The sequence below is a fragment of the Caldibacillus thermoamylovorans genome (assembly GCF_000751775.1).
Classification (GTDB): domain Bacteria; phylum Bacillota; class Bacilli; order Bacillales; family Caldibacillaceae; genus Caldifermentibacillus; species Caldifermentibacillus hisashii.
Genome location: NZ_CCRF01000100.1, coordinates 1 through 12820 on the forward strand (window position 1 = coordinate 1; position 12820 = coordinate 12820).

The following is a 12820-nucleotide window of genomic DNA, read 5'->3' on the forward strand; positions in this document are numbered from 1 at the left end:
CTTTCTTATACTATAAAAAAGACGAGTAGACAGATAGACATTACTACCCGCTTACTCGTCCAGAATTTCTCTTTTTATCGTTAATTCAACTCACTCTTTAATTCCAAAACCTCAGATTCCGTTAATCCGGTAATTTTAATGATCAAATGAAGGTCTAAACCTTCCATCAACATCATTTTCGCATCTTCCCGTTTGCCTTCTTTTATGCCTTCTTTTCTTCCTTTTTCTATGCCTTTTTTTATGCCCTCTTCTATGCCTTCCTCTTTTCCTTCTCTCATTGCTTCCCCACGAATGGAATTTATATCCTTTAATGCTTTTTCACGGGCTTCCGCCAACATCCGGGCTTCCCTGTCCATACTTACTGTGCGCAACATATCTACCGCATTTTCTATTATCGGGTCTTGATTTGCCATCACTTCCCACCTCGCATCATCTTCATTTGTTAAAAAGCGTATCCATTTTGCCATTCGGTCATTCGGATGAATCAGATTTTCCTTGTCTTGCCTGACAAACTTCGGCATTTCAATAATACGTAACTTAACTCGTTCCTTTCATTTTTATTATACAAAATTTTGGCTTCAATGAATATAGCGGAATTTTCAGTTACTTTGAAAAAAATTAGGATGCTTAGTACAGTAAAAAAACGATGAAGGAAGGAAAATCTTTAGAGGGATTTTATGAAAACTATTCGACAAAAATTTTAAAAATCCTTCAATTTTTTTAAATGTTTTTTGGACACTTTACAAGTTTTTGCATTTTTGTTTCAAAATAATAAATTCTAGCTCACACTAAGAAAGGCGCAAGGAGACCGGAGCTAGACGATAAAACTAATCCCAAGTTATTCACTTGTATTTTTATACTTTCTTATTCTGTAAGAAAAAACCGGTTTTCCCCAAAACCGGTTTTTTGAAAAGAATTGTATGTGGCTTTTTTGTAGCGATAAGTATGTGCTTTTCTTTGATATATACCTGTGGTATGATAGTTTTAACTCTAAGTTTCCTTCTTTTGAGCGGCAAGTGGCTTCATTTGGTCAGAGTAGTGACCGATTGAAGAATTTCCTTGCTGTTTTCTTTTCCATGCAACATTGTCGATAATAAATCTTTACCATCCCCAAAAAGATTTATTATTCAAGAAGTGATGATACCTTTTAACAATCCATATCACTTTTTAGTTTGTCATCCATATCGTTTTTGCTTACATCCGCTTTTTTAACCTTATTCCTTACTTATTTTGTATGTTTCCCTCTCCTGATTCGATTACGATATCTTCCAGTTGTTTTAATTTTTCTTCTAAATTCATAATCTTTTCATTCGATTTTCCTACAATTCGAATCAGAAGCTGAATCATCTCCTCCAGCTGAAAATAATTCTCAAATCTTGTTGACATAGTCACCTCCACAGAATTGTTCACAATACTGTTAAAGATTCTGCCCTGTCAATTTTCTTTACACTATAAAATTCAAACTGCTACGAATATCTCCCTTTTTAAGACAGTATCATACTATCCATTTAGTCTATAGTTTTGTAAGATACAACTTTCTCCAACAAATCGACTCCAATATCATGGCCTTGACGAAAATCATAAGTTTTCATAGGTTTTCATCATAAATCCTTCAAGCAACACATCGGTCTATTTGTCTTTTACTTCCAAAATCTCTCGCTTTACATAATCCTTCTCTCTTGATTCTACATATTCATTTTCGTTCTGTAATTGCATTTTGAAAGCAATTAGATCCCTTTCGTCTATGATTCCTTTTCTTTTTTTCAGCAATCACCTCCTTAATGGAATTTAAAGGAACTTATGCATTTGTTGCGGCGATTTCCTTGTCCTCTGCCGACCTGCCTCCCAAAAAACGGACACTATCAGCAACAACTTCCGTGACATAAACCCTTTTTCCTTCACTATTTTCATAATTTCGCGTCTGGATTCGGCCAATAATTCCAATGATCGAACCCTTTTGGCAATATTGTACGGTGTTCTCTGCTGCTCGCCGCCAGAGTGTGCACTGAACAAAATCTGTTTCGATACTGCCGCTCGTGGACCGATAATTTCGATTCACTGCCAGCGTAATATTTGTTAAGGCAACCCCTTCTTGCGTCAATTTCAATTCCGGGTCCCTCGTCAGTCTTCCTACCAATGTTACCTGGTTAATCAACTTTTCACCTCCAATCAATTTGTTACTATAATCATAGGACAATTTTATTATGTTGTAAAATTTTGATTTGCCAGTTATAGATGTGTTTTACTTATTTTTTACTATGTTTTACTTGAAAAATGGGCTTTATTTTTATAAAAATGGTGTCTATAAGTGGAAAAATGGTATTTATAGCTCTTTCTGCAAGTTAATTTTTTACTAATATAATTAGTAAAATTTTACTCCTTATTCTGACTAGTACTTCAATATTTATCATGGTAAAATGTGAATAACAGAATTTTGCGGGGAGGCTGATGTTTTTGAAGACATTTAAGTTGATTTCTTTTCAACTGGTAGATAAAAACGATGAGACGATCCAAATTCCTTTCATTGATGCTTTGATTATAAACAAAGAAAATGAAAAGAATACATGGCTAATTGAACTTTTTATTGAGCGAGCCTATTTTTCCGTTTTTGAGAATTACCAACCACAGGACAAATTTCCGGTCAATGTAATCATTACAAAAGCCGAAAATGATCCCGCAACTTTTCTTGTCAATGTGATTAATTCAAAAGTAATTGATGAATATGTAAGCATTTTGTTGGAGGGAACTTTAAGCCGCTCAAGAGGCTATGCTGAACAATTATTGGGTCTCCTTTTAGATAAAGGACTAAGTGGCAATGAACTATTACTTGCTTTTAAAGAAGAAATAAGAACAAAGAAAAACAAGGTAGGCAGACCCTCAAAAAAATAAACATAAGACAGGGATGACATATTTGCCCCTGTCTTATTTATTCTACTTACTCATCTTTTGTATCGTTATCTTGGATATCTTTTCTATCTTCTAATAAATCTTCGGTACCATTGTTATTATTGTTATTATCTGTTCGGGTGTTATTTGTCCCGTTATTGTTGGCCCCATTATTACCGTTGTTATCGCCGTCTAAGTTACCACCATTACCTGTGTCATTGTTATCTTCATCAATTACATTGTTATCATCATTTGCGTCATTATTATCCGTTCCATTGTTATTGTCATTTCTGTCCGTTACATCATTATCCGGCGGTGCAGGGTCGTTATCATCATCATTATTAGCACATCCCATTAAAAGGACCGATGCAAGCAATGTACTACCAATTATTTTCAAGAAACGATCTATTTCTTTTCTCCTTTCTACCTTTAGATAATATTGACCTAAAATCAGGTCTGATGTTAGGTTGCCCAAATCACAAAAAAATTTGCATGACAATTAGGCAATTTCATCCAAAGGCAAAAGAAGGCGTATGTGTGTTTGAACCTTTTCATTGCTTGTAATAAGCTGAAATTTTAATCAGTGAGGGGAATCGATATAATCGGACCTTTACGGGTTTTCTCTATCTTCTTTTTCTACACCAACGTTTTTATTGGATGGCAAACATCATTTCAGTTTCACATGCAACCTCACCGTTTACCGTAGCAATTCCCTTCCCTTTGACGATTGGCCCCCGTGACCGCAAAATTTCCACTTCCAAACGCAATTGGTCCCCCGGCTTAACTTGCCTTTTAAACCGGCACTTGTCGATTCCGGCAAACAACCCCAGTTTTCCTTGATTTTCTTCTTTTTTTAACATCGCCACTCCGCCAACTTGAGCTAATGCTTCCACAATTAAGACACCGGGCATGACCGGGTAGTCCGGAAAATGACCTTGGAAAAACGGCTCATTGATCGTAACATTTTTAATACCGACTGCCCGCTTTTCCTCTTCCAGTTCAACAATCTGATCGACCATTAAAAATGGATAGCGGTGAGGAATAATTTTTTTGATTTCATTAATATCAAGCATAATAACACTCCCAATTCCATATATTTCCATTACATGAAAAAAACCCCGTTAATTCATTCATTTTGAACCTGTACCATCATTAACAATTTCGAGAATATGGGTCCATGTTGATTTCTTAAATACATCTGTCGGCTTGCCATCACCGATTACACCATAGCCAATCATGGCGCCAATAAAGAAAAGGAGCAATATTAAAAACAGGACAATGATGAGTCGAAGCCATATCGGGATAAGCCGAGTCCGGAGCCGCTTTTCCTTTTTTTCTGCCTTTTCTTCTTCATTGTCTTTTTTGGTTTTCTTTCCACTTATACGATTTTTAATTCGTCCTTCTCGCGTCTCTCTATGATCATCTAAATTTTCCACAACTGTCCAATCCCCTCGATAAAAGAATTCACTCTGACAGATAGGGTGATTAATTCATTCAATCCGACAGCCCTGTCTTCCCGAATCCCATTGATGTAATCCGAACCTAACGAAACATGTGGGCACTTAGCACTCAAACTTACCGGATCCCATTGATTAATCTTTTTATTTAATCTACACGCTTACCGAATCCAGCGATTAAATTTCTTCATTTAACCGTTTTTGGGCAAGACATGATCATCTTAAATCTACCGAATTCCATTAATCAATCCCTGCATTTGATCGGCAATCGTGATCGCTCTTCCTTGTAATTGATAAGCCCTTTGTGTCTGTAGCAAATTCGTCATTTCTTCACCGATGTCAACATTAGATTGTTCAAGTGCCTGATTTTTTAACCCAATTTGCCCGCGGAGATTTCCTGCAAGATTTTCCAACAAATCAGCTTCTGTTATACCTAATTCCGCCATATTATCCGGCAAAGTCATCAAGTTATCACCAACCCGAGCCATCGTTTGCGGTTTATGTATTTGAGCAATTCCCAGATTAAAAGTCACATTATTACCAGCCTCGTCAGAAAAAACAATCTCTCCATTTGGATTCAAATTCACATTTTGTAAATTATTGTTAAAAATAATTGGATTGTTGTTTTCATCAAGTACTTGATAACCTTCACTGGTGACAAGCCCGACTTCATTTGCATTCACCGGGGACAAATAAAACGATCCGTCTCTGGTATAATGGACGGCCGTTTCGTTCCCTTTTGGAGCCAACACTTTAAAAAATTGATTTGGTTCAGTTAAAGCAAAGTCTAAGGCGCGACCAGTTTGCACGATTGAACCCAAAGTCAAAACAGTTTGTACTTGGGCAACACGTGCACCTGTTCCAATCCGAATACCGTTCGGCGTCAACCGATTTACTTCCTCTTCCAGATTTCGCTGGTTATTATATTGCTGGTACATGAGTTCACCGAATGTCGCTCTTTGTTTTTTGTAACCCGTCGTTTGTGAATTTGCAATATTATTGGCAATCGTATCCATTTGTTTTTGCAATTGGTTCATGGTGTTGCTTGCCGTAATTGAAATCCGATTCAATGATTTCACCTCATTTTTCTCTGATTTAAAGGGGTTAAGTTGGGAAGTTGTCATATATATTTCTATGGAAAAAATTGTTTAACTTAATCGTATAGCCGATAAAACAAACATGGACGGCATGATTTTGACCGCCAGTTTCTTATAATTTTCCGATTTCATTGACGGCTTTGTCCATGCTGCGATCATAAGCTTGCAATACTTTTTGATTAGCCTCAAAAGATCGGTAAGCCGTTAACATGTTAGTCATTGTTTCTGCCGCATCCACATTGGATCGTTCAATATAACCTTGTTTAACCGAAAATGCGACTTGATTATTTGCATAGGCAGATGGAAGTGCCCCACCGTCCATTTGATATAAACCGGTACTCGTTTTCGTTAACAGATTGGGATTTTCAGCATAAGCTATTCCTAAGCGGGCAACATTTTGTCCATTTTGTTGAACCCAGCCATCTTCTGTTACAGTAAAGGAATCATTAACCAAGGCAATGGGATTACCGTATGTATCCAGCACATATTGTCCGGTTGCCGCTGTTAAAAATCCAGCACCGTCAATCGTAAAATTTCCGTTCCGCGTATATTGGACACCGCCATCGGGATTTTGCACGGTAAAAAAGACACTGCCTTGAACCCCATTTTGATTCAGCGGCATCGTTATATGATTTAAGGCCAAATCCGTGTTCAAGCTCGTTTGGGTCAAGTCACCTTGTTTAAAATTTGGTGTAATGTCTTGTATGTAAACACCGGTATTTAACCGACCGACAGGCGTCATAGTCGTTGCTACTGAGTTGCCCGGAACATCAGGTGACTCCATTTTTTGGATTAACATATCAGGGAAAGCACGGACAGATGATTGATCCGCCTTGTATCCGGGCGTATTTATATTCGCCATGTTATTGGTCAACATCTCGGTTCTTCTTTGTTGTGCCAGCATTCCGGAAGCAACCGTGTAAAAGCCTCTAAACAAGTCCCCCACTCCTCTTACCATTTTTAAGAAATATATGAATAAATAGTGTTAGCGCTCCATTTATATTGAAAAAGCAGTTTAGCTAAACAAAATAAAAATCCTTGCTTTTCTTATTATAAACGATTTTCCCACTTTGGACATTATTATTTTTCAATAACACTTGACATTTTTTAACAGGTCCTAAAGAGCTATACATTTATGTTATGAACAGTTTCGGATAATAAAAAACGGAACAAACCCATAGAACGGCTAGCACACCAAAAGCCTATTTTCTAAAAAATTTACGCTTAAATGTCACGTATTAAATATAGTTAATACTAATTTTGCGTAAAATCTTTTTGAGTGCTAATCATTGGATATGTTCCCGTTTTTATTTTATTGCCCAGATTTGGCGCTATTCGGGCCTTTTTTTAAATCAAACTGCGGCGATCAATTTTATCAATATTGTCCAGCATAATGCCCGTACCGACTGCAACACAATCCATCGGGTTGTCTGCAATAAATACCGGTACTTTTAATTCTTCTGCCAATAACGTGTCAATTCCATGAAGTAAAGCCCCGCCACCGGTTAAAATAACCCCGCGATCAATAATGTCTGCCGATAGTTCAGGAGGTGTTTTTTCAAGTACACTTTTTGCCGTTTGAACAATAACTGCAACCGATTCCCTTAAAGCAGATTCGATTTCAGCCGAATTTATCGTTATTGTTCGCGGCAAGCCTGAAACAAGATCACGGCCACGAATGTCCATTTCTTCATTGCGTGAATTTTCAAACACTGTACCCACGTTGATTTTAATACTTTCTGCTGTTCGTTCACCAATTAACAATTTATATTTCTTTTTAATATACTGAAGAATTTCAAAATCAAATTTATCCCCCGCCGTTTTAATTGAGGCGGATGTGACAATATCACCCATAGAAAGAACAGCAATGTCCGATGTACCTCCACCGATATCGATTACCATATTCCCGCTTGGTTGGAAAATGTCCATACCGGCTCCAATTGCTGCCACTTTTGGTTCTTCTTCCAAATAAACTTTTTTTCCGCCGCTTTTTTCAGCTACTTCGCGAATCGCCTTTTGCTCAACACTTGTAATATTCGTTGGACAACAAATTAAAATTCGTGGTTTTGATAAAAATCCTTTTACATTCAACTTGTTGATAAAGTATTTTAACATTTGTTCAGTGACGGCAAAATCTGCAATTACACCATCTTTTAACGGACGAATTGCAACAATATTACCGGGTGTTCTCCCAACCATTCTTCTTGCTTCTTCACCAACAGCTAATACTTTGTTCGTATTCAAATCAATGGCGACAACTGACGGTTCATTCAGTACAATCCCTTTTCCTTTTACATAGATAAGTACATTAGCTGTTCCTAAATCGATTCCAATATCTCTGGCCAACATAAAAATCCTCCTTAATTTTCCCGTTCAAAACGCTTTCTAATTGCATATTCTACCATAAATAAGTTGAAATATGGAGGACCTATGTCATTTTTTTTTACTTTTTGTCGTTTTTTTTATCAATTTGTAAAAAAACTAGGAAAAGATGACTTTATTAGTCATCCTCTTTACCCGGGTATCCACTGGTAATGAGTGTTCCTTAACAGGTTGACTGCTTCAATTTGAAATAAGGATCCAAGTTGGAGACCTATCTTTATATATCATGGTCTTCTAAAGAGAAATGGATCCATCGAGTGAAAAACGAAATTATTTTTCTAAAACCGGCTCTTCAGAGGTTCCTTTTTTATATTTCATTTTTGTTGCTTCTCCTCCCCGTAAGTGACGAATTGACTTATGATAGTCTAATATTTCTTTCACTTCATTCGCTAATTCAGGGTTTATTTCTGGCAATCTTTCTGTTAAGTCTTTATGAACGGTACTTTTGGATACGCCAAACTCCTTCGCTATAACGCGAACCGTTTTTCTCGTCTCCACGATATATTTCCCAATCTTGATCGTCCTTTCTTTGATGTAATCGTGCACACCACTCGCCTCCTTGATTTGGATGTGAGAAGTGTGAAATGAGACACGCGCTTGCTCCATCGAATTACTGCTTCCTCCGCATAAAGAACGGTTCGTTTAGAACTTGATTGGTTATAACGTACTTTTAGCATCATTTATGTATTATTTTTTTAAAACTTTATGCGGCAGAAAGTAGATACTTTCTGCGGATTCATTTTTCATTATGTCTCTAACCCCATCTAAGCTGCTTAAATACGATTCCTCACCTCAAACACTCTCTTTTGAAATGATTTTACTTTAAGTAATGGGAAGGGAATTTGGTTTCGCTTGTCAATGAGGCGGAACCAAAGTGCCCTATAATTTCTTAAATTTTGTAACAGTTTATTATTATAAGGACTAGAATATGCACAAAAAAAGCAATAAGGACAAGTTCTAAAGCATTTTTTTCATTTTAAAGCGTTGGTCAATATTTGCTTTTTACCTGTTGAATATGTATGAGCCGGTTGGCCTTACAGTTGGCGGAACTTTCCTGTTAAAAATATTCGCCCCCGTATTCGATTTGAGCCTCCAAAAAAGCTTAATGAAATAAAGACTTTCCCGGTTCTGATACATAAGTTCAATTAATGGTGGTTACCCTTTATTGATTATAAATGGAACACAAGTTAAATACGTGTGCCAATGCTTGTGTGACCGATATCGAGCACTTCCGGAAGCATGCGACCCCCCGGCTCCCCTATTTTCCTTATTCACTTGAAATTTAAAGTGGAGGCCTTTGACTGGACTTAAATGTGGGATAAAGACAATATTTTCTTTTTCTCAACAGAATTTTTTTGATTTCCGACAAAAAATCCGTTTATTTCCCAAGAAATATGTCGCTTCTCGTCAAGATATTAATGGTTTTTGCGGAAAATTCACGTTTTACATTTACACTAACGAATGAAAAAGCTATTCAACGTATAGAGTTGTTTTCTCTGCCTAGGAGTCTAGGAGTCTGTCCGATGACTTTTGGAGCATAATATGAAATCTATCGCTAATTTTACGGTTTAAACATGCCATACAGCAGCTATACGAGTTGTGGTATTGCGTCGGTCAGACTCCTAGACATTCCAATAAACAATTTTGTTCAAGTTTAAAATCGTTCAAACTTCCCTTTCAGATCCACCAACATTGCAATAAGAAAAGCGCAGAGCGCCCGCTTAGCGACGTACAAACTGGCCGGCTAAAAGCGGCAACGTCCTGTTGCAACGCATGTCTGACCACGTCCTGTGGCCCGACCTCCCCGCAATGAGAACAGATTTGCTTCCTCGAATAGACACCGCACGAAGAAAAAGCGAATGCATTTTCGAGGACTCTGAATAATCTTCCTCGAATAGACACCGCACGAAGAAAATGCGAATGCATTTTCGAGGACTCTGAATAATCTTCCTTGAATAAGCATCGCACGAAGAAAAAGCGAGTAGCTTTTTCTAAGGAAAAGGAAACACGGCGAGGGACGAGCCGATGTTGACTTATCGTAGTGAAGCTACTCCTAGAGTGAACTTCATGAGTAATCTTCCTTGATATACTTCATGAAGCTTTGCGACGAGCTGAACATCCGCTTCCTCGAATAGGCTATGGCGCAGGAGCACATTAAAGGGGAGTTAGTTTCTCAGTCGCTGGCGCTCGGAGCTAGACAATAAAACTGATCCTGAGTTATTTACCTGTATTTTTATACTTTCTTATACTATAAAAAAAGACCGTCCCATTATTCGTTTTGGGACAGCCTTATATATACTAGAAAGGGGATTCAACTACATTTGGAATATTAGTTAGCATCGTTGTTTTGTTCTTTATTTGAGTTTTCTTTATCGCCAGTACCGGAGTCATTGTCCCTTTGACCTGATTCAGAATTACCAGGTTTGGTGTTTTCTGACTCATCTTCGGTTACTTTTGATTCTTTTGCTTCTTCACTTTTCTTTTCATCAGCTACAGTTTCCGATTTTTTTACATCGGTATTTTGCAATGTAGTTAATGATTTTTTGAAGTACTCTAGCGGATTAACCGCTACACCGTCTTTTCTAATTTCGAAATGGGTATGAATTCCTGCTTCTTCATTTAACAAACTTCTGCCTGCCTTACCGATCACCTGACCTTGTTTTACTTGGTCACCCTGTTTGACAGAGACATCTTCAAGGGATTGATAGATCGTTTCGATATTTTCGGCATGTTCAATGGTAACGACATTGCCAAGAAGTGCATCTTCCTTGACAGATTTAACTTTACCACCCATGGCAGCTTGAACATCGAATGTTTTACCGTCTTTTCCGGCAATCGCAATCCCTGTGCTCGGATAAAAACTATTTCCGTCACTGATGATTGCAGATTCTTGTTCTTTTTCTGTAGCAGCCGGATCGTAGAAATTGGTTACCACTTCCACAACATTTTTGTCTGCTACTGGCCATTCAAAATCTTCTACAGGACTGTTAACTTCAAGTGCGTCCTCTCCTGCCAAGTCACGGCCGGAGTTCGACTCATAACCAAATTCGTTCTCTTTGGCACCTTCATTATCTCTTGCTTGGAACCATAGAAATGTAGATAATAGAATTGCACCGGCGCCGATATAAATTGCAGGGTATACCCAACGTTTTTTGAAGAAGCGTTTAATGCCAAGTTTGCGAGAAGATAGTTTCTTTTCTTCCTCTCTCATTTTCATCACCTCATGAATCATTTTGAACAGAAAATGAGAAATATATACTTCAAAAAACACTTTTTTCATATTTTTTGTAAAAATTTATTTTTTATGCAGGAAATTTTAGGAAAAAGTACTGAGAACAGATATTTTATTCAGGATTTTATTTGCTAGGAATTTGGGATAAAGGTGCAGTGGATGTCGGTTATTTAATTTGTTGGAGATTTTGGTAAAGTGCAGAGAACAATGGTTACTAAGAATTATATTTGCTGAGGATTTTATGAAAATGTTCAGTTAGCTGTTTATGCAGGATCTTGTAAATTTTAAGAAAGGTATAAATGACTGATTATGCAGGATTCGATCCGGCGTCATATAGTCAGATATAGAAGGTGAGTTAGGATTTATGAAAATGTTTCGATGGCTAATAAAAGTACTTCCGTTTCTATATATGGGATTAATCTGGGTGTTATCAAGCAATCCGGCTGATGCCTTCGTTAAGTTTTCCTTTGCAGATTCTTTGATTAAGGAGTCATTGCATTTGGTTGAATTTGCAATCTTGTATGTGCTTTTTGTGTTGTTTTTTGCTATTGACGGAAAACTCACGAAAAAAGCAAATTGGGTAGCGGCAGTTGTTGCGGCTTTGTACGGATTGGCCGATGAAATTCACCAGTCTTTTGTTCCTTATCGTTCAGCAACAGTCATTGATTTCATAAAGGATATCACTGGTATTACAATATGTTTTTTTATTGTTTATCGTGGCTATTTTTTAGGAAAAAATCGGGTTGGACACTGGTTGGATCATTTAAAAAGGTAGTATCCAAATAGGGGACAGAAAAAAGTCCAATAAGAACATTTTTATCGGATTTTTTCTGGTGGTTGACCTTGTATTTTTCCATTAGAGCCCGGCTATTAGATAGTTTTTCCTGGTTGGATGCCTTTTTTGTCCATGAGAACCCTTCTATTAGACAATTTTTCCTGGTTGGATCCCTTTTTTGTCCATGAGAGCCCTTCTATTAGACAATTTTTCCTGGTTGGATGCCTTTTTTGTCCATGAGAGCCCTTCTATTGGACAATTTTTGCTGATTGACTCCTCATTTTGTCCATGAAAGCCGTTCTATTGGACAATTTTTGCTGATTGACTCCTCATTTTGTCCATGAAAGCCGTTCTATTGGACAATTTTTACTAATTGGACCCCTTTTTTGTCCATGAAAGCCGTTCTATTGGACAATTTTTGCTGATTGCCTCCTCATTTTGTCCATGAAAGCCGTTCTATTGGACAGTTTTTACTGGTTGACTCCTCTTTTTGTCCATGAGAACCGTTCTATTGGACAATTTTTACTAATTGGACCCCTTTTTTGTCCATGAAAGCCGTTCTATTGGACAATTTTTGCTGATTGCCTCCTCATTTTGTCCATGAAAGCCGTTCTATTGGACAGTTTTTACTGGTTGGATGCCTTTTTTGTCCATGAAAGCCGTTCTATTGGACAATTTTTACTAATTGGACCCCTTTTTTGTCCATGAGAACCGCCTCTATTGGACAGTTTTTCCTGATTGCCTCCTCATTTTGTCCATGAGAGCCGTTCTATTGGACAATTTTTGCTGATTGCCTCCTCATCTTGTCCATGAGCGCCGTTCTATTGGACAGTTTTTCCTGGTTGGATGCCTTTTTTGTCCATGAGAACCCTTCTATTAGACAATTTTTCCTGGTTGGATGCCTTTTTTGTCCATGAGAACCCTTCTATTGGACAGTTTTTACTGATTGAATGCCTTTTTTGTCCATTAAAGCCCGCCTATTGGACAATTC

12 protein-coding genes and 1 pseudogene are annotated in these 12820 nt (G+C 37.5%); 2 read left to right on the forward strand and 11 right to left on the reverse strand.

Annotated features, from left to right (window positions below; all coding sequences use genetic code 11):
• Window positions 1-80: 80 nt before the first annotated feature.
• The 3 genes and pseudogenes from BT1A1_RS16085 to ssb all read right to left on the reverse strand — a co-directional run.
• Window positions 81-536: pseudogene (locus BT1A1_RS16085) on the reverse strand (Rpn family recombination-promoting nuclease/putative transposase); the annotation flags it as partial.
• Between the two features lie 685 nt (window positions 537-1221).
• Window positions 1222-1386, reverse strand: coding sequence for a hypothetical protein (locus BT1A1_RS18880; RefSeq protein ID WP_156103279.1), 165 nt, complete (start codon window positions 1384-1386; stop codon window positions 1222-1224).
• A gap of 412 nt (window positions 1387-1798) precedes the next feature.
• On the reverse strand, window positions 1799-2155 hold the full coding sequence (ssb, locus tag BT1A1_RS16090) for a single-stranded DNA-binding protein (protein ID WP_034773165.1): 357 nt from the start codon (window positions 2153-2155) through the stop codon (window positions 1799-1801).
• A gap of 299 nt (window positions 2156-2454) precedes the next feature.
• On the opposite strand from ssb, the gene BT1A1_RS16095 reads away from it, so the two are divergent.
• Window positions 2455-2889 (forward strand): YwpF family protein, encoded by a 435-nt coding sequence (locus tag BT1A1_RS16095; protein WP_034773166.1) that lies wholly within the window; start codon window positions 2455-2457, stop codon window positions 2887-2889.
• A gap of 46 nt (window positions 2890-2935) precedes the next feature.
• Here the strand turns inward: BT1A1_RS16095 and BT1A1_RS16100 are convergent, their stop codons facing one another.
• The 8 genes from BT1A1_RS16100 to BT1A1_RS16135 form a co-directional block, all read right to left on the reverse strand.
• On the reverse strand, window positions 2936-3385 hold the full coding sequence (locus BT1A1_RS16100) for a hypothetical protein (protein ID WP_051989201.1): 450 nt from the start codon (window positions 3383-3385) through the stop codon (window positions 2936-2938).
• A 151-nt stretch (window positions 3386-3536) separates the two neighbouring features.
• Window positions 3537-3959, reverse strand: a complete 423-nt coding sequence (fabZ, locus tag BT1A1_RS16105) for a 3-hydroxyacyl-ACP dehydratase FabZ (RefSeq protein WP_034773167.1) — start codon at window positions 3957-3959, stop codon at window positions 3537-3539.
• A gap of 57 nt (window positions 3960-4016) precedes the next feature.
• On the reverse strand, window positions 4017-4322 hold the full coding sequence (locus BT1A1_RS16110) for a DNA-directed RNA polymerase subunit beta (RefSeq protein ID WP_227139861.1): 306 nt from the start codon (window positions 4320-4322) through the stop codon (window positions 4017-4019).
• A 248-nt stretch (window positions 4323-4570) separates the two neighbouring features.
• Window positions 4571-5422, reverse strand: coding sequence for a flagellar hook-basal body protein (locus BT1A1_RS16115; RefSeq protein ID WP_309240457.1), 852 nt, complete (start codon window positions 5420-5422; stop codon window positions 4571-4573).
• Window positions 5423-5552: 130 nt separating this feature from the next.
• A complete protein-coding gene (locus tag BT1A1_RS16120) occupies window positions 5553-6377 on the reverse strand; it encodes a flagellar hook-basal body protein (protein ID WP_034773170.1) in 825 nt (274 codons plus the stop codon).
• Window positions 6378-6787: 410 nt separating this feature from the next.
• Window positions 6788-7789: a rod shape-determining protein gene (locus BT1A1_RS16125; RefSeq protein ID WP_034773171.1), complete on the reverse strand. Its 1002-nt coding sequence runs from the start codon at window positions 7787-7789 to the stop codon at window positions 6788-6790.
• 303 nt (window positions 7790-8092) lie between these two features.
• Window positions 8093-8368 (reverse strand): sporulation transcriptional regulator SpoIIID, encoded by a 276-nt coding sequence (gene spoIIID / locus BT1A1_RS16130; protein ID WP_034773172.1) that lies wholly within the window; start codon window positions 8366-8368, stop codon window positions 8093-8095.
• Between the two features lie 1783 nt (window positions 8369-10151).
• Entirely contained in the window at window positions 10152-11033 is an 882-nt protein-coding gene (locus BT1A1_RS16135; RefSeq protein WP_034773173.1) for a stage II sporulation protein SpoIIQ, read from the reverse strand.
• 385 nt (window positions 11034-11418) lie between these two features.
• Between BT1A1_RS16135 and BT1A1_RS16140 the strand changes: the two genes are divergently transcribed.
• Entirely contained in the window at window positions 11419-11829 is a 411-nt protein-coding gene (locus BT1A1_RS16140) for a VanZ family protein (protein WP_034773174.1), read from the forward strand.
• Window positions 11830-12820: the final 991 nt, after the last annotated feature.